General features: G+C 56.3%; 14 protein-coding genes. 12 read left to right on the forward strand and 2 right to left on the reverse strand.

The genetic code is table 11. The features are described from left to right. Positions 1–233: 233 nt before the first annotated feature. Genes KGP21_RS20835 through baeR form a run of 6 tightly spaced genes read left to right on the forward strand, consistent with a single transcriptional unit; the run spans position 234 to position 11,267 of the window. A complete protein-coding gene (locus KGP21_RS20835) occupies positions 234–1,496 on the forward strand; it encodes an MdtA/MuxA family multidrug efflux RND transporter periplasmic adaptor subunit (protein ID WP_223536174.1) in 1,263 nt (420 codons plus the stop codon). Further along, complete coding sequence (locus KGP21_RS20840) at positions 1,496–4,615, forward strand: MdtB/MuxB family multidrug efflux RND transporter permease subunit (RefSeq protein WP_223536176.1); 3,120 nt, start codon at positions 1,496–1,498, stop codon at positions 4,613–4,615. Before KGP21_RS20835 ends, KGP21_RS20840 begins: the two co-directional genes overlap by 1 nt. After that, positions 4,612–7,692: a multidrug efflux RND transporter permease subunit MdtC gene (mdtC, locus tag KGP21_RS20845; protein ID WP_223536179.1), complete on the forward strand. Its 3,081-nt coding sequence runs from the start codon at positions 4,612–4,614 to the stop codon at positions 7,690–7,692. Before KGP21_RS20840 ends, mdtC begins: the two co-directional genes overlap by 4 nt. A 33-nt stretch (positions 7,693–7,725) precedes the next feature. After that, entirely contained in the window at positions 7,726–9,171 is a 1,446-nt protein-coding gene (locus KGP21_RS20850) for an MFS transporter (RefSeq protein ID WP_021807140.1), read from the forward strand. Beyond that, positions 9,168–10,538, forward strand: coding sequence for a two-component system sensor histidine kinase BaeS (baeS, locus tag KGP21_RS20855; protein ID WP_218519040.1), 1,371 nt, complete (start codon positions 9,168–9,170; stop codon positions 10,536–10,538). Before KGP21_RS20850 ends, baeS begins: the two co-directional genes overlap by 4 nt. Positions 10,539–10,550: 12 nt before the next feature. Further along, positions 10,551–11,267 (forward strand): two-component system response regulator BaeR, encoded by a 717-nt coding sequence (baeR, locus tag KGP21_RS20860; RefSeq protein WP_021807142.1) that lies wholly within the window; start codon positions 10,551–10,553, stop codon positions 11,265–11,267. A gap of 3 nt (positions 11,268–11,270) precedes the next feature. Here the strand turns inward: baeR and KGP21_RS20865 are convergent, their stop codons facing one another. Further along, positions 11,271–11,660, reverse strand: a complete 390-nt coding sequence (locus KGP21_RS20865; protein ID WP_021807143.1) for a type II toxin-antitoxin system VapC family toxin — start codon at positions 11,658–11,660, stop codon at positions 11,271–11,273. 3 nt (positions 11,661–11,663) lie between these two features. Next, positions 11,664–11,927 (reverse strand): antitoxin, encoded by a 264-nt coding sequence (locus tag KGP21_RS20870; RefSeq protein WP_021178792.1) that lies wholly within the window; start codon positions 11,925–11,927, stop codon positions 11,664–11,666. Between the two features lie 346 nt (positions 11,928–12,273). Here KGP21_RS20870 and KGP21_RS20875 point away from each other — a divergent pair, with 346 nt between their 5' ends. From KGP21_RS20875 to KGP21_RS20900, 6 genes are all read left to right on the forward strand, one after another. Beyond that, complete coding sequence (locus KGP21_RS20875) at positions 12,274–12,612, forward strand: YegP family protein (protein ID WP_021178793.1); 339 nt, start codon at positions 12,274–12,276, stop codon at positions 12,610–12,612. A gap of 180 nt (positions 12,613–12,792) precedes the next feature. Continuing rightward, positions 12,793–14,145 carry a tRNA 5-hydroxyuridine modification protein YegQ gene (gene yegQ / locus KGP21_RS20880; RefSeq protein WP_021178794.1) on the forward strand — a complete coding sequence of 451 codons (1,353 nt, stop codon included), beginning with the start codon at positions 12,793–12,795 and terminating at the stop codon, positions 14,143–14,145. Positions 14,146–14,681: 536 nt separating this feature from the next. Next, positions 14,682–15,581 (forward strand): lipid kinase YegS, encoded by a 900-nt coding sequence (gene yegS / locus KGP21_RS20885; protein ID WP_059201495.1) that lies wholly within the window; start codon positions 14,682–14,684, stop codon positions 15,579–15,581. A gap of 448 nt (positions 15,582–16,029) precedes the next feature. Then, positions 16,030–17,244 (forward strand): D-mannonate dehydratase ManD, encoded by a 1,215-nt coding sequence (gene manD / locus KGP21_RS20890; protein WP_021178796.1) that lies wholly within the window; start codon positions 16,030–16,032, stop codon positions 17,242–17,244. Positions 17,245–17,258: 14 nt separating this feature from the next. Then, positions 17,259–18,272 (forward strand): Zn-dependent oxidoreductase, encoded by a 1,014-nt coding sequence (locus tag KGP21_RS20895; RefSeq protein ID WP_021807145.1) that lies wholly within the window; start codon positions 17,259–17,261, stop codon positions 18,270–18,272. A gap of 104 nt (positions 18,273–18,376) precedes the next feature. Further along, a complete protein-coding gene (locus KGP21_RS20900) occupies positions 18,377–19,771 on the forward strand; it encodes an MFS transporter (RefSeq protein WP_179247807.1) in 1,395 nt (464 codons plus the stop codon). The last annotated feature ends 25 nt before the right edge of the window (positions 19,772–19,796 follow it).

The raw sequence follows: 19,796 nt of genomic DNA on the forward strand, positions 1-19,796 counted from the left end.
TTATTAGCGCGAAAACGGCTGGAACGCTAAAACGAATCGGTTATATGTCAGAAAATGTCTAGCTAAGCGTGGTTTTGGTAAAATAGACATTCTCCGCCGATAAACCTGACGCTTCCTCCATATTTCCTTCATTTTTACACCGTGACGGCTCGCTAAACTAGTATCCTGTAAGGAGTATCACTTTTGGCAACTGATTGCCCGCACGACTGTCTCTGGAGAGAATGCCCAACGCCATGAATACAAAACCCAAACGCCGCTCACTGCTCTTGCGCCTGCTAGCCATAGGTATCGTGGTGCTTGCCGCCATTCTGATCTGGCGTCACTTTAGCGCGCCACAGGCTACCGGTGCAGCGCCGGGTGCGCAGCAGGCAGGTTCAGGCCCAGCAGGAGCCGCAGGCAGAGCCGGTGGTAGACGAGGGGCTCCCATGTCTCCAGTGCAGGCCGCCACCGCCACAGTGCAGAGCGTGCCGCGTTTCCTCTCGGGATTGGGCACCGCCACCGCGGCCAACACCGTGACCGTCACCAGCCGCGTCGATGGTCAATTGATGGCGATACACTTTACCGAAGGCCAACAGGTCAAGGCGGGAGACCTGCTGGTTGAGATCGACCCGCGCCCTTACGAAGTGCAATTAACTCAGGCTCTGGGGCAGTTAGCCAAAGATCAGGCGACGCTGGCCAATGCCAAACGCGACCTCGCCCGTTACCAACAGTTGGCAAAAACCAATCTGGTATCGCGCCAGGAGCTGGATACCCAGGAGTCATTGGTTCGCCAGACCGAAGGGGCTATCAAGGCCGATCAAGGGGCGGTGGACAGCGCCAAACTGCAAATAACCTACAGTAAGATCACCGCACCGATTAATGGCCGCGTGGGCCTTAAGCTGGTTGACGTGGGCAATTACATCGCCAGCGGCAGCACTACCGGCATCGTGGTGATCACCCAAACGCATCCGATCGATGTAGTCTTTACCCTACCGGAGAGCAATATCGCCGATCTGGTCAAAGCACAGAAAGCTGGCCCCGTGAGCGTCGAGGCATGGGACCGCACCAACCAGCAGTTGTTAACCACCGGTGAGTTATTGAGCCTGGATAACCAGATCGATACCGCGACGGGTACCATCAAACTGAAGGCTCGCTTCGACAATCAGGACGATGCGCTGTTCCCGAATCAGTTCGTTAACGCCCGGCTGAAGGTTGCCACCCTGCAAAATGCGGTGGTGATCCCCACCGCCGCGCTGCAAATGGGCAACGAAGGTAACTTCGTCTGGCTGCTGAGCGCAGACAATAAGGTCAGCAAACATCTGGTGACCGCCGGTATTCAGGATAGCCAGCAGGTGGTCATTAGTGCCGGGGTCAATGCGGGCGACCGCGTCGTCACCGACGGGATCGACCGCCTGACCGAAGGCATGCAGGTTGAAGTGGTGGCCCCTCATACATCGACGGCCACCCCGAATGCAGAACAACCGAAGCACCGCGCTAAACCTCAGGGGAACTCCTGATGCAGTCGATGTCCCCACATAGCGGAGGTGGGCCTTCCCGCCTGTTTATTCTTCGCCCGGTAGCCACCACGCTGTTTATGCTGGCTATCATGCTGGCCGGGATTATTGGCTATCGCTCGCTGCCGGTTTCCGCCCTGCCGGAAGTGGATTACCCAACCATCCAGATCGTCACACTCTACCCTGGCGCCAGCCCGGATGTGGTCACCTCGGCGATCACCGCGCCGTTGGAGCGCCAGTTTGGCCAGATGTCCGGCCTTAAGCAGATGGCCTCGCAGAGCTCCGGTGGCGCCTCGGTGATCACCCTGCAATTCCAGCTTGAACTGCCGCTGGACGTTGCCGAGCAGGAAGTGCAGGCGGCCATCAATGCCGCCACCAACCTGCTGCCCAGCGATCTGCCCTACCCGCCGATTTACAGCAAGGTTAACCCTGCCGATCCACCGATCCTGACGCTGGCCGTCACCTCGACCGCCATGCCGATGACCCAGGTAGAAGACATGGTGGAAACCCGGGTGGCGCAAAAGATTTCGCAGGTTACCGGGGTCGGTCTGGTCACCATTTCCGGCGGCCAGCGCCCGGCCGTACGGGTGAAACTCAATGCTACGGCGGTCGCCGCCTATGGGCTGGATAGCGAAACCATTCGCACCGCCATCAGTAACGCCAACGTCAACTCGGCCAAAGGTAGCCTGGACGGCCCGACGCGTTCGGTCACGCTCTCTGCCAACGATCAGATGAAAACCGCTGAGGATTACCGTCAGCTGATTATCGCCTATCAGAACGGAGCAGCCATCCGCCTGCAAGATATCGCCACCATTGAGCAAGGCGCAGAGAACAACCGCCTGGCGGCATGGGCCAATAAAGAACAGGCCATCGTGCTGAATATTCAGCGCCAGCCGGGTGCCAACGTGATCACCACCGCCGACAGTATTCGCGAGATGCTGCCAGAGCTGATCAAAAGCCTGCCAAAATCGGTAGATGTGAAGGTGCTGACCGACCGCACCACCACCATCCGGGCCTCGGTCAGTGACGTACAGTTTGAGCTGCTGCTGGCGATCGCCCTGGTCATCATGGTGATCTACGTCTTCCTGCGTAACGTTCCCGCCACCATTATCCCGAGCGTGGCGGTGCCGCTTTCCCTGGTGGGCACCTTTGCCGTCATGTATTTCCTCGACTTCTCCATCAACAACCTGACGCTGATGGCGCTGACCATCGCCACCGGCTTTGTGGTGGATGACGCCATCGTGGTGATCGAGAATATCTCGCGCTATATCGAAAAAGGTGAAAAACCGCTCGACGCGGCGCTGAAAGGGGCAGGAGAGATCGGCTTTACCATTATCTCGCTGACCTTCTCGCTGGTAGCGGTGCTGATCCCACTGCTGTTTATGGGCGATATCGTTGGCCGTCTGTTCCGAGAGTTTGCGGTGACGCTGGCAGTGGCGATCCTGATTTCCGCGCTGGTTTCGCTGACGCTGACGCCGATGATGTGCGCCCGGATGCTTAGCCACGAATCGCTGCGTAAGCAAAACCGTTTCTCTCGTGCTTGCGAGCGTTTCTTTGACCGGGTGATCGCCCAATACGGCGTGTGGCTGAAAGTGGTGCTGAACCATCAGTGGCTGACGTTAGGCGTCGTCTTCGGCACCATGGCGCTGACCGTGTTGCTGTATCTGCTGATGCCAAAAGGCTTCTTCCCGGTGCAGGATAACGGCATTATTCAGGGTACGCTGGAAGCGCCACAGAGCGTTTCATTCAGTAACATGGCCGAGCGCCAGCAGCAGGTTGCTGCCGAAATTCTCAAGGATCCGGCGGTAGAAAGCCTGACGTCCTTTGTTGGCGTGGACGGCAGCAACGCCACGCTCAACAGCGGCCGTTTGCAGATCAACCTTAAACCGCTGAGCGAACGTAGCGATCGCATCCCGGCGATCATTACCCGCCTGCAGCAACAGACGGCGCAGTTCCCCGGCTTGAAGCTGTATCTGCAACCGGTGCAGGATCTGACCATCGACACCCAGGTGAGCCGCACGCAGTACCAGTTCACCCTTCAGGCGATGTCATTGGATGACCTCAGCCTGTGGGTGCCGAAGTTGATGGCCGAATTGCAGCAGGCCCCGCAACTGGCCGAAGTGACCAGCAACTGGCAGGATCAGGGGCTGGTGGCCTATGTGAATGTCGACCGAGACTCGGCCTCGCGCCTTGGCATCACCATGAGCGATGTCGACAGCGCGCTGTATAACGCCTTCGGCCAGCGCCTGATCTCAACCATTTACACCCAGGCAAACCAATATCGGGTGGTACTGGAGCATGATGTCTCCAGCACACCAGGGCTTTCAGCGTTAAACGATATCCGCCTGATCAGCAGCAACGGCACCATCGTGCCATTAAGCACCATCGCCAAAATAGAGGAGCGCTTTGGCCCGCTGTCGATCAACCATCTCGATCAGTTCCCGTCGGCCACCGTGTCGTTTAACGTGGCCGGTAATTACTCGCTCGGGGAAGCGGTAGAGGCCATTACTCAGGCTGAGAAAGATCTCAACATGCCCAAAGACATCACCACCCAGTTCCAGGGGGCCACGTTGGCATTTCAGGCTGCCCTTGGCAGCACGCTGTGGCTGATCCTGGCGGCGGTGGTCGCGATGTATATTGTGTTGGGCGTGCTGTATGAGAGCTTTATCCACCCGGTGACCATTCTTTCGACCCTGCCCACCGCCGGTGTCGGGGCCCTGCTGGCACTGATGCTCTCCGGCCATGAGCTGGATGTGATCGCCATTATCGGCATCATCTTGCTGATCGGCATCGTGAAAAAGAACGCCATCATGATGATCGACTTTGCATTGGCTGCCGAGCGTGAGCAAGGGATGACGCCGTACGACGCCATCTATCAGGCCTGCCTGCTGCGTTTTCGCCCGATCCTGATGACCACGCTGGCCGCGCTGCTGGGGGCATTGCCGCTGATGCTGAGTACCGGCGTCGGGGCCGAACTGCGCCGCCCGCTGGGCGTCTGTATGGTCGGTGGTCTGGTGATGAGCCAGATCCTGACGCTGTTCACCACGCCGGTGATTTACCTGCTGTTTGATAAATTGGCTCGCAATACCCACCGCCAGCCAGAACCGCAGGAGCTGCCGTGAAATTCTTTGCCCTGTTTATCTACCGGCCGGTTGCCACAACGCTGTTGACGCTGGCGATCACCATCGCCGGGGTGATTGGCTTTCGGCTGCTGCCGGTATCGCCGCTGCCGCAGGTGGATTTCCCCGTCATTCTGGTGAGCGCTTCGTTACCTGGCGCCGATCCGGAAACCATGGCCTCCTCGGTAGCTACACCGCTGGAACGGGCCCTGGGCCGGATCGCCGGGGTGAATGAAATGACCTCGACGAGTTCACTTGGCAGCACCAGGGTGATCCTGCAGTTCGATCTCGATCGCGATATCAACGGGGCTGCACGTGACGTACAGGCTGCGATTAATGCCGCCCAAAGCTTATTGCCTACCGGGATGCCAAGCCGACCCACCTATCGCAAGATCAACCCGTCCGACGCGCCAATCATGATCCTGACGCTGACTTCGGATACCTACAACCAAGGGCAGCTGTATGACTTCGCGTCAACGCAGCTGGCGCAAAAGATTGCCCAGACGGAAGGCGTAGGCGATGTCTCGGTCGGCGGCAGTTCCTTACCTGCGGTACGCGTGGAGCTTAATCCCGGTGCCTTATTCAACCAGGGGATTTCACTGGATGCGGTAAGGCAAACCATCGCCAACGCCAACGTACGCCGCCCGCAAGGCGCGGTGGATGACCCACAGCAGCGCTGGCAGATCCAGGCCAACGACGAATTGAAAACTGCGGCGGCCTACCAGCCGTTGGTGATTCACTATAACAACGGCGCGGCGGTACGGCTGAGCGACGTGGCCAACGTCATCGATTCGGTCCAGGACGTACGCAACGCCGGGATGACCAACGCCAAACCGGCCATCATTCTCACCATTAGCCGTGCTCCCGGTGCCAATATCATTCAAACCGTGGATCGTATCCGCGCCGAGTTGCCCGCGTTGCGGGAGAACATCCCCGCCTCGATCGAACTGAGTATTGCCCAGGATCGCTCACCGACGATCCGTGCCTCACTGGCCGAAGTAGAGCAATCACTGGTGATCGCCATCGGGCTGGTGATCCTGGTGGTCTTCATCTTCCTGCGCTCTGGCCGCGCAACGCTGATCCCGGCAGTGGCCGTACCGGTTTCCCTGATCGGTTCCTTCGCCGCCATGTACCTGTGCGGCTTCAGCCTGAACAACTTGTCGCTGATGGCCCTCACCATCGCCACCGGTTTTGTGGTGGATGACGCCATCGTGGTGCTGGAAAACATTTCGCGCCACGTCGAGGCCGGGATGAAACCGATCAAAGCTGCCCTGCAAGGGGTACGTGAAGTCGGTTTCACCGTGCTTTCCATGAGCGTATCGCTGGTGGCGGTGTTTATTCCCTTGCTGTTTATGGCCGGCTTGCCAGGCAGGCTGTTCCGTGAATTTGCCGTGACGCTTTCGGTGTCGATCGGGCTTTCGTTACTGATTTCACTGACGCTGACGCCAATGATGTGCGCCTATCTGCTGCGCTACCAGCCACCGCGCGAACAGCGTCGTATTCGGGGTTTTGGCCGCATGTTGCTGGGTTTGCAGCAGGGCTATGGCCGCTCACTCAACTGGGTATTAGGCCATTCCCGCTGGGTAATGGCAGTGTTCCTGGCTACGATTGCCCTTAACGTCTGGCTGTACATCAGTATTCCAAAAACCTTCTTCCCCGAGCAGGATACCGGCCGCCTGATGGGCTTTATCCAGGCCGACCAGAGCATTTCGTTTCAGGCAATGCGCGGTAAGCTGCAAGAGTTTATGAAGATCGTGCGGGAAGACAAGGACGTGGATAACGTCACCGGTTTCACCGGCGGTTCGCGCACCAATAGCGGCTCGATGTTTATCTCCCTCAAACCGCTGTCGGAACGCACCGATGATGCTCAGAAGGTGATCGCCCGCCTGCGTGCCAAACTGGCGAAAGAGCCGGGGGCCAGCCTGTTCCTGATGGCTGTACAAGACATTCGCGTTGGTGGGCGGCAGGCCAACGCCAGTTACCAATACACGCTGCTTGCCGACGATCTTGGCGCACTACGCGAATGGGAACCGAAGATCCGCACCGCACTGGCAGCGTTGCCGGAGCTGGCGGACGTCAACTCCGATCAGCAGGACAAAGGCTCGGAAATGGATCTGACCTACGATCGCGAAACCATGTCGCGGCTGGGCATTTCGGTCAACGACGCCAACAACCTGCTCAACAACGCTTTCGGACAACGCCAGATTTCCACCATCTATCAGCCGCTGAACCAATACAAAGTGGTGATGGAGGTAGCTCCGCCCTATACCCAGGACGTGAGCTCGCTGGACAAAATGTTTGTGATCAACAGCAGCGGCCAGCCGATCCCGCTGTCTTACTTTGCCCAATGGCGGCCAGCCAACGCACCGCTGGCGGTGAACCATCAGGGGCTGTCGGCAGCCTCTACCATCTCGTTCAACCTGCCAGACGGTGGCAGCCTGTCCGAGGCGACGGCAGCCATCGAACGGACCATGACGCAGCTGGGAGTTCCCTCCACCGTGCGAGGCTCGTTTGCCGGTACCGCACAGGTGTTTCAGGAAACGCTGAAATCACAGCTGTTCCTGATCGCGGCGGCCATCGCCACGGTATATATCGTGCTAGGTATTTTGTATGAGAGCTATATCCATCCGCTGACCATACTGTCCACGCTACCTTCTGCCGGAGTCGGGGCATTGCTGGCACTGGAACTGTTTGACGCGCCGTTTAGCCTGATTGCGCTAATCGGGATTATGCTGTTGATTGGTATCGTTAAAAAGAACGCCATCATGATGGTCGACTTTGCCCTGGATGCGCAACGCAACGGCGGGATCAGCGCCCGTGAGGCCATCTTCCAGGCCTGCTTACTGCGTTTTCGCCCCATCATGATGACGACGTTGGCGGCCCTGTTTGGCGCCTTGCCGCTGGTTCTGACCAGCGGGGACGGGGCTGAGCTGAGGCAGCCGCTGGGGATCACCATCGCCGGGGGGCTGCTGATGAGCCAATTGTTGACGCTGTATACCACGCCGGTGATCTATCTGTACTTTGACCGCTTGCAGATGAAGTTCTGTCGCGGTAAAAAACTGACGCCGCTGCCTCACTGATCGGCAGCAACGCGGGAGATAAGGGCCTATGAGATGAACATCAAACCCAGCGCCCCACCAGGGTCCACCTCGGTGCGATGGCAGCTGTGGATCGTGGCTTTCGGCTTCTTTATGCAGACGCTGGATACCACCATCGTCAATACCGCGCTGCCCTCCATGGCAGCCAGCCTGGGGGAAAACCCGCTGCGCATGCAGTCGGTGATTGTTTCCTATGTGCTGACGGTCGCAGTGATGCTACCTGCCAGCGGATGGCTGGCGGATCGGGTAGGTGTCAAACGGGTGTTCTTCAGCGCCATCGTGCTGTTCACGCTTGGGTCGATCCTGTGCGCCCGTTCGGAAACCCTGAATGAGCTGGTGGCCTCCCGCGTGATACAGGGCATCGGCGGCGCGATGATGGTGCCGGTCGGCAGGCTGACGGTGATGAAAATCGTCCCGCGTGAACAGTATATGGCGGCGATGACCTTCGTCACCCTGCCCGGCCAGATCGGCCCGCTGATGGGACCCGCCTTGGGGGGCTTTCTGGTGCAATACGCCAGTTGGCACTGGATCTTCCTGATCAACATTCCCGTGGGGATCGCCGGAGCGATTGCCACCGCGCTGCTGATGCCCAATTACACCATGCAGACCCGGCGTTTCGATATCAGCGGCTTTATCATGTTGGCAATTGGCATGGCGACGCTGACGCTGGCGCTCGACGGGCATAAAGGCATGGGGCTTTCCTCTGCCACCATCGCCGGGCTGGTGGTTATGGGTTGCGCTGCGCTGGCTGGCTACTGGTTGCATGCCCGAGGTAACAGCCGGGCGCTGTTCTCACTACGACTATTCAAGACGGCAACCTACCGCATCGGGCTAACCGGCAGCCTGTTGGGGCGGATCGGCAGCGGGATGTTGCCCTTTATGACCCCGTTGTTTTTGCAAGTGGGTATGGGGTTTTCCCCGTTCCACGCTGGGTTGATGATGATCCCGATGATCATCGGCAGCATGGGCATGAAGCGCATCGTGGTGCAGGTGGTTAACCGCTTCGGTTATCGCAATGTACTGGTGGCCGCCACCCTGATGCTGGCGCTGGTTACCCTGAGTTTTCCGCTGGTGGCGATACTGGGCTGGGTTTATCTGCTGCCGGTGATACTCTTCTTCCAAGGCATGGTTAACTCCCTGCGTTTTTCCGCCATGAATACCCTGACGCTGAAAGATCTGCCCGATCGGCTCGCCAGCAGCGGCAACAGCCTACTGTCTATGGTGATGCAGCTATCCATGAGCCTGGGCGTCAGCATTGCCGGGATCCTGATTGGCAGCTTCGCGCATCATCAGGTGGTGGCCGATAGCCCGGCTATCCACAACGCCTTTATCTACAGCTATGGCTGCATGGCGCTGATTATTGCCCTACCGGCGCTGGCTTTCGCCCGCGTACCGACCGACATCGCCCCCAACCGCACGTTGACCAAAGAGCCGGGCACCGGCTCCACGAGGAAACAATGAGAATTGGCATAACCGGCAAGCTGTTCATGGCGATCTTCGCCACCTGCATGTTGGTGTTGATCACCATGCACTGGGGCGTACGCGTCAGCTTTGAACGGGGTTTTATCGATTACATCAAGCACAGCAATGAGCAGCGCATCAGCATGCTCGGTGACGCGTTGGAAGATCAGTATCGCCGCCACGGCAACTGGGAATTTCTGCGTAACAACGATCAGGTGGTGTATCAGATTATGCGTTCGTTTGAGCAGAACAGCGACAGTAGCCACAATCTGCCCCCCAAGGGCTGGCGCACCCAATTCTGGGTGGTGGACAGTCAATATAACCGGTTGGTAGGCCATTCCGGCCCGATCCCGAAAGAAAGCACCCGACACCCGATTCATTACAACAATCAGATCGTCGGTTGGGTAGTGGCTACTCCACCGGAAAAACTGACGCGCAATGCGGACATCAACTTCGATCGCCAACAGAAGCGCACCAGCTGGATGATCGTTGGGCTATCTACCTTGTTGGCGGCGGCAGTCACTTGGCTGATGTCGCGCGGCCTGCTGGCACCGGTTAAACGCCTGGTTGCTGGTACCCATCGGCTAGCGGCGGGTGATTTCAGCGCTCGGGTGGCGGTCAGCAGCCAAGATGAGCTGGGTCGGCTGGCACAGGATTTTAACCAGCTTGCCACTTCGTTAGAAAAGAACGAACAGATGCGGCGAGCGCTAATGGCGGATGTTTCCCACGAGCTGCGTACCCCACTGGCGGTACTGCGTGGTGAGTTAGAGGCGCTGCAAGACGGCGTTCGCCAACCCACACCGGCTTCGCTCAGTTCGCTACAGGCGGAAGTCTCAACCCTCACCAAATTGGTGGACGATCTGCACCAGCTGTCACTCTCCGATCTCGGCGCCCTCGCCTACCGTAAATTGCCGGTAGATTGTGTACATCTGGTGCAGATCGCAGTGGCGGCCTTCCGTGAACGTTTTCATGCCAAACAGTTGGAAATCGTCACCTATCTACCGGAACAGATGCCACTGTTTGGCGATCCTGACCGACTGCTCCAGTTATTCAACAACCTGTTGGAAAACAGCCAACGCTATACCGATGCCGGTGGTCGGCTGGAGATTGGTATCGAACGCCTGCCGGGAATGGTGCGGATTTACTGGCAGGACAGCGCCCCAGGAGTGAATGACGAGCAGTTGGCTCTCATCTTCGAACGCTTTTATCGCACTGAAGGATCGCGTAACCGCGCCAGCGGCGGTTCGGGGCTGGGGCTCTCCATCTGTCAGAACATTGTGGAGGCACATGGCGGCGAGATCCGCGCACAACACTCGCCTTTAGGCGGCGTGCGCATTACAGTAGATTTCCCCATCTCTGGTGAATAATAAGGTTGTTTGATGGAAAACCAAAATCAGCCACTACAAATCTTGATTGTGGAAGATGAACCCAAGCTGGGCCAACTGTTGGTAGATTATCTGCAGGCTGCTGGCTACGCCACCCGCTGGCTGAGCAACGGCAGCGAGGTGATCCCGGCGGTGCATGAACATCCACCAGCGCTTATTTTGCTGGATTTGATGCTGCCAGGCTGCGATGGCTTAACCGTTTGCCGTGAGCTACGCCGTTTTACCGATATCCCCGTCATCATGGTGACCGCCAAAATCGAGGAGATCGACCGCCTGCTGGGGCTGGAGATCGGGGCGGATGACTACATCTGCAAGCCTTACAGCCCGCGCGAAGTGGTTGCCAGGGTGAAAACCATCCTGCGCCGTTGCTATCGGCCCCAGGAACATAGCGATGATGATTCACTGTTGCAGATTGATGAGCCACGCTTTCAGGCCAGCTATCAGGGCCATATCCTGGATCTGACTCCGGCGGAATTCCGCCTGCTGAAAACCCTGGCCTGCCAGCCGGGCAACGTGTTTTCACGCGAACAACTGCTGAACAATCTGTACGACGATTACCGGGTGGTGACAGACCGTACCATCGATAGCCATATCAAGAACCTGCGCCGCAAGCTGGAGCTGATCGACGGCGACAAGGCGTTTATCCGTTCAGTCTACGGGGTGGGCTACCGCTGGGAAGCCGAACAGTGTAGGCTGGTCAATGGGCTGTGACGCTTACAGCGTCCAGTCTTCCACCTCAAGCTCCGCGACCATAGTGAAAGCCCGATCGCTGGTCACTATGGTTGCGCCACGGCTAACCGCATGTGCGGCAATAAGCTGATCCAACGCCCCCATCGGTCTGCCTTGTTTTTCCATACTTGCGCGCATGACACCATAGCAATGCGCCGCCGCAGAGTCCCAGGAGTAAACGGTGACGGCGTCCAGGAACATCATCACCGTCTGTTTTAGCGCCTTGTTCTGCCGCTTGGCGACACCATAAAGCAGTTCCGCCTGGGTTATGCTGGAAATACACACCGACGATGGCGGTACCCGGCCCATAGCCGCAAGCAGCCGGGGATGTTGACGAAAAAGCTGGCTCACCGTGTTAGTGTCGAACATATACATGACTTACTGTTCCTCCTTGAACGGATCCCGTTCTGCTACCCCTTGCTGGCGATCGTCAGCAGTCAGGAAGTCAGCAGGAACCGCCACGTTTTGCAGCATGGTCAGTAGCGGTTGCCAGGAGTCCAATTTCATTGGATGCTTCGACAAGATAACGTTACCCTGTTCATCCCGGCGAATATAAACCTGATCGACATCGAATTCGAATTCCACTGGCAATCTCACCGCCTGATTTCTACCGTTTTTAAAAAGCTTGGCGACTCTTTCCATATTGCACCTCCTCACGCTGGCATAGGCCAAAGCATATGCCTATTTTGAGTGGATGCCAAGGCCAAGCTGCCTGTTTTTTGTTCGCATAAGGAATGCGGATATCAGCCACCCTATCCTCTCAACGTAGCAAAATCATCTGCCTCCTAACGTTTTATGCCAACGATGCGAACCGCTACGCAATCGCCAATGTAACCAGGGGCAACCTCCCTCCAGCCCAACCTGGCAACGAATACAACAAGCCACCCATTTCTGTGCACTGGTACGCATTACTTCACCGTTAAAAAAACGCTTGCTGAGACATTAGCTACACTTATCTCTCTTATTGGCACTAATCAGGAGCAGGACCATGGCAAGCGGACATTATGAGCTGACAAAATCGAGCAACGGGCAATATCACTTCAACCTGAAGGCCAGCAATGGCGAGATCATTCTCTCCAGCGAGATGTATGCCAGCAAAGCCTCGGCGGAAAACGGGATTGCGTCCGTGCAAACCAATTCGCCTCATGAGGCGCAGTTTGAAGTGAAAATCAGCAGCAACAACAAACCCTATTTCGTGCTGAAAGCCAAAAACCATCAGGTGATTGGCACCAGCCAGATGTACAGCTCGGATAGCGCAGCGAAAGGCGGGATTCAGTCAGTGATCAAGAATGGCCCAACCACAGACGTGCGTGATTTAAGCGTATAAATCTCATCCGGCCTGCGCGCGGTATCCACTACCGCGCGGTTTTTCTGATGATGAAGATCAATCTCCCTTGAAAATTTCCGGTTAATTGCTGATTTCTTGGCGGGCTGCCGCTACAATCCCCCGCTTTCACTGCGCCATTGGGTGGCGCGGTGCTGACCTGAAATCAGACCGAGAATCACTATGTTTACACCAGAACTCCTCTCCCCGGCGGGAACGCTGAAAAACATGCGTTACGCCTTTGCCTATGGGGCCGATGCGGTTTACGCTGGCCAGCCGCGTTACAGCCTGCGGGTACGTAATAACGAATTTAACCACGAGAACCTGCAGCTCGGGATTAACGAAGCCCATGCGCTAGGCAAAAGGTTCTACGTGGTGGTTAACATCGCGCCACACAACGCCAAACTGAAAACCTTCCTGCGTGACCTGAAACCGGTGATCGACATGGGCCCGGACGCGCTAATCATGTCCGACCCCGGTTTGATCATGATGGTGCGCGAAGCCTTCCCGCAGATGGACATTCACCTCTCGGTGCAGGCTAACGCGGTCAACTGGGCAACGGTGAAGTTCTGGCAGCAGATGGGCTTGACGCGAGTGATCCTTTCCCGCGAGCTGTCGCTGGATGAAGTGGCAGAAATCCGTAGCCAGGTACCAGAAATGGAGCTGGAGATCTTCGTGCATGGCGCACTGTGCATGGCCTATTCCGGCCGCTGCCTGCTTTCCGGTTACATCAACAAACGCGATCCCAACCAAGGCACCTGCACCAATGCCTGCCGCTGGCAGTACAAGGCAGAAGAAGGCAAGGAAGACGATACCGGCAGCATCGTGCATCTGCATGAGCCTATCGCGGTGCAAAACGTTGAGCCGACGCTGGGCATTGGCGCACCAACCGATAAAGTCTTTATGCTTTCCGAAGCGCAGAAACCCGGCGAGTACATGAGCGCGTTTGAGGACGAGCACGGCACCTACATCATGAACTCAAAAGATCTGCGTGCCATCCAGCACGTAGAGCGACTCACCCAGTTGGGCGTACATTCGCTGAAGATTGAAGGCCGTACCAAGTCGTTTTATTACTGCGCCCGTACCGCACAGGTTTATCGCCGTGCCATTGACGACGCCGTTGCCGGTAAGCCCTTCGACCCAAGCCTGCTAACCACGCTGGAAGGCCTGGCTCATCGTGGCTATACCGAAGGTTTCCTGCGCCGTCATACGCATGATGCCCACCAGAACTATGATTACGGTTCCTCCATTTCCGAACTGCAGCAGTTTGTCGGAGAATTTACCGGGGTGCGCCGTAACGGCTGGGCAGAAGTGGATGTAAAAAATAAATTCCTGGTCGGTGACAGCGTAGAGATGATGACGCCAGGGGGTAACGTGTTGTTTACCCTGGAAAGCCTGCAGAACAAGAAGGGCGAGACGATCGATGTCGCTCCGGGCAACGGCCATATCGTTTATTTGCCGATCCCCGAGGATATCGACCTCAATTATGCGTTGTTGATCCGCAATTTGCCGCAGGACGATAGCCAGAACGGTTAAGATGTTTATCGCCACCCACCTGGGTGGCAATTTTTGGCAAATATTAGAATCAGATCACATCAATTAGCGCGCAGCTTGGTTATTATCAGGCTGCTTAAAACTAATAACGAAAATATTTGCATAGCAATACTAGGAACCACCTCCTTAGCCAGCCCAATCTCCCTTGGGTTGGCCTTTTCTTTTTTATCCCCTTAAATTTCAATCAGCTGAGAATTTCATTGGTTTTTTTAGGATATTTCTTGCATTGCGCCAAGCGGCTTATCATTTTCCCTGCAATATATAAATTATTCTATAGCGATTAATAAGGTCGTTAATACCAACGCTTAACTTGCGTGAAAGAAAGGTATTTCCCCCCATTGGGCATTGATTATATAAATACCCTGTAGCAGCCAAACGCGGCATTACCTGAATATTCTTATGGCCCGCTACCGGATTGTGGTTTATCGTTAATGGCTTGGTTTAGGGTTCAAACTACTGGGAAGCCCCACCTGGCCACCGTTTGACAGCCGATTCGTTTTTCGCCATAAGGATCAGGAATGCACCAATATGCACCAGCACTGCTTATCATCAATGGTAAAAGCTCCGGCAACGAGGAAGTTCGCGCAGCGGTGAACCTGCTGCGCCATGAGGGCCAGACCCTGCATGTCCGCGTCACCTGGGAACTGGGGGATGCCGCTCGTTACGTCAAAGAGGCTAGCCAACTGAGGGTTGAAACCGTGATCGCCGGGGGTGGCGACGGTACCATCAACGAGGTCGCTGCCGCATTGGCACAACTGCCCGCAGAGTTTCGCCCAATACTCGGCATACTGCCGCTGGGCACCGCCAACGACTTTGCTACCGCCTGCTCTATTCCCTTACAACCAGATTTGGCCTTGCAGTTAGCCATCAAGGGCCGAGCGGTGCCGATCGATCTGGCCAAGGTCAATGACGAGCGCTATTTCATCAATATGGCGACCGGCGGCTTTGGCACCCGCATTACCACCGAAACCCCAGAAAAACTGAAGGCTGCGCTGGGGGGCGTTTCCTATTTCATTCACGGCCTGCTGCGCCTGGATGCGCTGAAAGCCGACAGCTGCGAGATCCGTGGGCCAGATTTCCATTGGGCCGGAGAAGCGCTGGTGATCGGTATCGGCAACGGTAGGCAGGCCGGGGGTGGGCAGAAACTTTGCCCTGGCGCGTTGATCAACGATGGTTTATTGCAGGTGCGCCTGCTCACCGCCGAAGAGTTGCTGCCTACGCTGGTCAATATCTTGTTCAGCGGTGAGGAAAACAGCAACGTAGTTGATGCCTCATTGCCATGGCTGGAAATCACCGCGCCGCATGAAATCACCTTTAACCTTGATGGCGAACCGCTGACGGGCCGTGATTTCCGCATTGAGGTACTGCCTGATGCTATCGAGTGCCGCTTACCGCCAAATTGCGATCTGCTGGGATAAGCAAATAAGCCACGTGCTCAGATCGAGCAAGCTTTAGCCCGGCGTAACGCCCCTCACCCTAACCCTCTCCCACAGGGAGAGGGGACAGTATGTGCTACAAATTAGCTCCTACGCTCAACAGCAGCATCGTAAAAAACCCCAACTAATTGATGGGGTTACCAAGTTACAAATTATCATCCGCACCTGACCGCATCACCGAATCAGCTCCCTCTCCCTGTGGGAGAGGGTTGGGGTGAGGGGCTGGTGCTACAAATTAACTCCCCCTCCTGAACACGCCTGCGAACCCACATCCCTCTTTTTACCTCAAGATAAAACCACCACCCCACGTCTGCGATCCACCCATAACTGTGATCTCCAGCGGCAATTCTCACAAATCATACTTGTATGGTAGTCAGTTCAAGGTTAATTTCCGCCCATACGTTATCAGCAACAACAGGATGTGGAAGTCATGAAAATTGTTAAAGCCGAGGTGTTTGTCACCTGCCCAGGGAGAAATTTCGTCACCCTGAAGATCACTACCGACTGCGGGCTAACCGGGATCGGCGATGCAACCCTGAACGGCCGCGAACTGCCAGTCGCGTCTTATCTGGAAGATCACGTCTGCCCGCAGTTGATCGGCCGCGATGCTCATCAAATTGAAGATATCTGGCAGTACTTCTACAAAGGTGCTTACTGGCGCCGTGGCCCGGTGACCATGTCGGCCATCTCTGCAGTGGACACGGCATTGTGGGATATCAAAGCCAAAGCGGCCAATATGCCGCTGTACCAGTTGCTGGGTGGCGCTTCACGTACCGGCGTCATGGTGTATTGCCATACCACCGGCCACTCGATTGACGAAGTGCTGGACGATTATGCCAAGCACAAGGAGCTGGGCTTCAAGGCAATCCGCGCACAATGCGGCGTCCCAGGCATGAAAACCACCTACGGCATGGCCAAGGGCAAAGGCCTGGCGTATGAGCCTGCGACCAAAGGTAACTGGCCGGAAGAGCAGCTGTGGTCAACCGAGAAATACCTCGACTTCACCCCGAAACTTTTTGCAGCCGTGCGTGACAAATTCGGTTTTGACGAACACCTGCTGCACGATATGCATCACCGCCTGACGCCGATCGAAGCGGCCCGCTTTGGCAAAAGCGTTGAGCAATATCGCCTGTTCTGGATGGAAGATCCTACCCCGGCCGAAAACCAGGAGTGCTTCCGCCTGATCCGCCAACATACCGTGACCCCGATTGCGGTCGGTGAGGTGTTCAACAGCATCTGGGATTGCAAACAGCTGATAGAAGAGCAACTGATCGATTACATCCGTACCACCATCACCCACGCCGGGGGCATCACCGGCATGCGCCGTATCGCCGATTTCGCTTCACTGTATCAGGTACGTACCGGCTCACACGGCCCTTCCGATCTCTCGCCAATCTGCATGGCGGCGGCGTTGCACTTTGACCTGTGGGTGCCGAACTTCGGCGTGCAGGAATATATGGGCTACTCCGAACAGATGCTGGAGGTGTTCCCACATAACTGGACGTTCGACAACGGCTACATGCATCCGGGCGAAAAACCAGGGTTGGGCATCGAGTTTGACGAAAAACTGGCTGCCAAATATCCCTACGATCCAGCCTACCTGCCGGTAGCGCGCCTGGAAGACGGCACCCTGTGGAACTGGTAAACCGAGGAATTTCTATGAAAAGCATTACTGTTCAACAGCCAGGGCAATTGGTGATCGAAGAACGCCCATTGCCATCGCCGCAGCAAGGTGAAGTCCGGATCCGTGTGGCTAGTGCCGGGATCTGCGGTTCCGACGTGCATATCTATCGGGGCCATAATCCGTTTGCCAAATACCCGCGCGTGATCGGCCATGAGTTCTTTGGCCATATCGATGCTATCGGCGAAGGTGTCGACCCGTCACGCATCGGAGAACGCGTAGTGGGCGATCCGGTTGTCAGTTGCGGCCATTGCTATCCCTGCTCGGTGGGCAGACCAAACGTCTGCACCGAACTGCAGGTCATCGGGGTGCACCGTGACGGCGGGTTCAGCGAATTTGTGACGCTACCGGCCAAAAATGCCCATCTAGTACCGGACAGCATTCCAGACAACGAAGCCACGATGGTCGAACCCTTCACCATTGCTGCCAACATCTGTAGCCAACTGCAACCTGGCCCGTTAGATGTGGCCTTGGTGTATGGTGCCGGACCTATGGGCCTAACCTCCATTCAGGCGTTGAGCGGCGTTTACGGCGTTAAACAGATTGTGGTAGCTGACCGTATCGATGAGCGCCTGGCGATGGCCACTGCCAACGGCGCGGATGTGGTGATCAACAACAGCCAGCTGGATTTGGCCAGCGAGTTACAAAAACTCGGCATCCGGCCAACGCTGATCATCGATGCTGCCTGCCACCCGGCCATTCTGCCGGAGGCAATCGGCTTGGCTTCTCCCGCCGCACGCATTGGCATTATGGGCTTCTCTGCCGAACCCTGCGTGATCAGCCAGCAAGCCATTACCAGTAAAGAGATCTCGATTTACAGCTCACGCCTTAACAGCAACCGCTTCCCGCAGGTGATTGCCTGGATGGCGCAACGCCAGATCCAACCAGAGAAACTGATCACCCATCAGTTTACGTTTACGCAAGTGCTTGACGCGATGGAGATCTTCGAAAAAGACCAAAAGCAGTGCTGTAAAGTTTTACTGAAATTCTGACCTGACCACTTTCCAGCTACGGCCTGCTGTAGCTGGAAGGAAACAGGGGCTTCTGAACCTCATCTTTGCCGTCCTTACAACAATTTGCAGAGAACAGAACAATGATGAACGCAAAAATTGACAACACTCAGCCGGAAAGAAGTACCTCGGACCTGATCAAGGCGGCCGTTTCCGGCTGGCTTGGTACCGCATTGGAATTTATGGATTTTCAGCTTTATTCGCTAGGTGCAGCATTAGTTTTCCATGAAATATTTTTCCCGGAACAGTCCGCCGCCATGGCGTTAATCTTGGCGATGGGAACCTACGGCGCGGGTTATATCGCCCGTATTGCGGGTGCCTTCTTCTTTGGACGCATGGGGGATACCCTCGGCCGTAAAAGGGTGCTGTTTATTACCATTACCATGATGGGGATCTGCACCACCTTAATCGGCGTGCTGCCAACCTATGCGCAAATCGGTATTTTCGCCCCTTTGTTACTGGTGTTACTGCGTATTATTCAAGGGTTGGGAGCAGGTGCGGAAATTTCCGGAGCCGGAACCATGCTGGCAGAATATGCGCCTAAGGGTAAACGCGGGATTATCTCCTCACTGGTAGCCATGGGCACCAACTGCGGCACGCTGTCAGCAACGGCTATCTGGGCCGTCATGTTCTTCTTCCTGTCAAAAGAGGAGCTGCTGGCCTGGGGCTGGCGCGTGCCTTTCCTGGCCAGCGTGGTCGTCATGCTGTTTGCCATCTGGCTGCGTATGAACCTGAAAGAAAGCCCGGTGTTTGAAAAAGTTAACGACGACAGCACCAGCGCAACACCGGCTCACGCCGTGGCTGACAAGACCCATTCGCTGTCGGCAATGTTCAGTAGCAAATCCTTCTGGCTGGCTACCGGGCTGCGTTTTGGCCAGGCAGGCAACTCCGGTCTGATACAGACCTTCCTGGCTGGTTATCTGGTGCAAACCCTGCTGTTTGAGAAGGCTATCCCAACCGACGCCTTGATGATCAGCTCCGCCATCGGTTTTATTACCATCCCGTTCCTTGGCTGGCTCTCCGACAAGATCGGCCGGCGGATACCTTATATCCTGGTCAATATCTCCGCCATCATTCTGGCTTACCCTATGATTTCGATGATTGTGGACAAGACCAATGAGGTGAACGTGATTATGGCCTCGATCATTATTATCCATAACGTCGCGGTGCTGGGCCTGTTTGCGCTGGAAAACATCACCATGGCGGAAATGTTTGGTTCACGTAACCGCTTTACCCGCATGGCGATCTCCAAAGAGGCCGGTGGTTTGGTGGCGGTCGGCTTCGGCCCGGTATTGGCCGGTATCTTCTGCAATATGACCGACTCCTGGTGGCCAATCGCCGCCATGATGATCCTGTACTCCGTTATCGGCTTGCTGGCAGCGATATTGATGCCAGAAGTCAGAGATCGCGACCTGAGCCTGGCGGAAGATGCCGCAGAAAGCCCAGCGCTACCGATAGCCCAGCGCGTCAGCAGTCATTAATCCCTCTTCAATCCTCTGCCGCAGA

It is taken from the genome of Serratia sp. JSRIV004, assembly GCF_019968705.1.
Classification (GTDB): domain Bacteria; phylum Pseudomonadota; class Gammaproteobacteria; order Enterobacterales; family Enterobacteriaceae; genus Chania; species Chania fonticola_B.

Bases quoted from the DNA above. Each gene is read 5' to 3' on its own strand.
- KGP21_RS20865 (WP_021807143.1), bottom strand. From the start codon at position 11,660: ATGTATATGTTCGACACTAACACGGTGAGCCAGCTTTTTCGTCAACAT.
- KGP21_RS20840 (WP_223536176.1), top strand. From the start codon at position 1,496: ATGCAGTCGATGTCCCCACATAGCGGAGGTGGGCCTTCCCGCCTGTTT.
- KGP21_RS20870 (WP_021178792.1), bottom strand. From the start codon at position 11,927: ATGGAAAGAGTCGCCAAGCTTTTTAAAAACGGTAGAAATCAGGCGGTG.
- yegS (WP_059201495.1), top strand. From the start codon at position 14,682: ATGCACCAATATGCACCAGCACTGCTTATCATCAATGGTAAAAGCTCC.
- KGP21_RS20850 (WP_021807140.1), top strand. From the start codon at position 7,726: ATGAACATCAAACCCAGCGCCCCACCAGGGTCCACCTCGGTGCGATGG.
- KGP21_RS20875 (WP_021178793.1), top strand. From the start codon at position 12,274: ATGGCAAGCGGACATTATGAGCTGACAAAATCGAGCAACGGGCAATAT.
- baeR (WP_021807142.1), top strand. From the start codon at position 10,551: ATGGAAAACCAAAATCAGCCACTACAAATCTTGATTGTGGAAGATGAA.
- baeS (WP_218519040.1), top strand. From the start codon at position 9,168: ATGAGAATTGGCATAACCGGCAAGCTGTTCATGGCGATCTTCGCCACC.
- KGP21_RS20900 (WP_179247807.1), top strand. From the start codon at position 18,377: ATGAACGCAAAAATTGACAACACTCAGCCGGAAAGAAGTACCTCGGAC.
- KGP21_RS20895 (WP_021807145.1), top strand. From the start codon at position 17,259: ATGAAAAGCATTACTGTTCAACAGCCAGGGCAATTGGTGATCGAAGAA.
- yegQ (WP_021178794.1), top strand. From the start codon at position 12,793: ATGTTTACACCAGAACTCCTCTCCCCGGCGGGAACGCTGAAAAACATG.
- manD (WP_021178796.1), top strand. From the start codon at position 16,030: ATGAAAATTGTTAAAGCCGAGGTGTTTGTCACCTGCCCAGGGAGAAAT.
- KGP21_RS20835 (WP_223536174.1), top strand. From the start codon at position 234: ATGAATACAAAACCCAAACGCCGCTCACTGCTCTTGCGCCTGCTAGCC.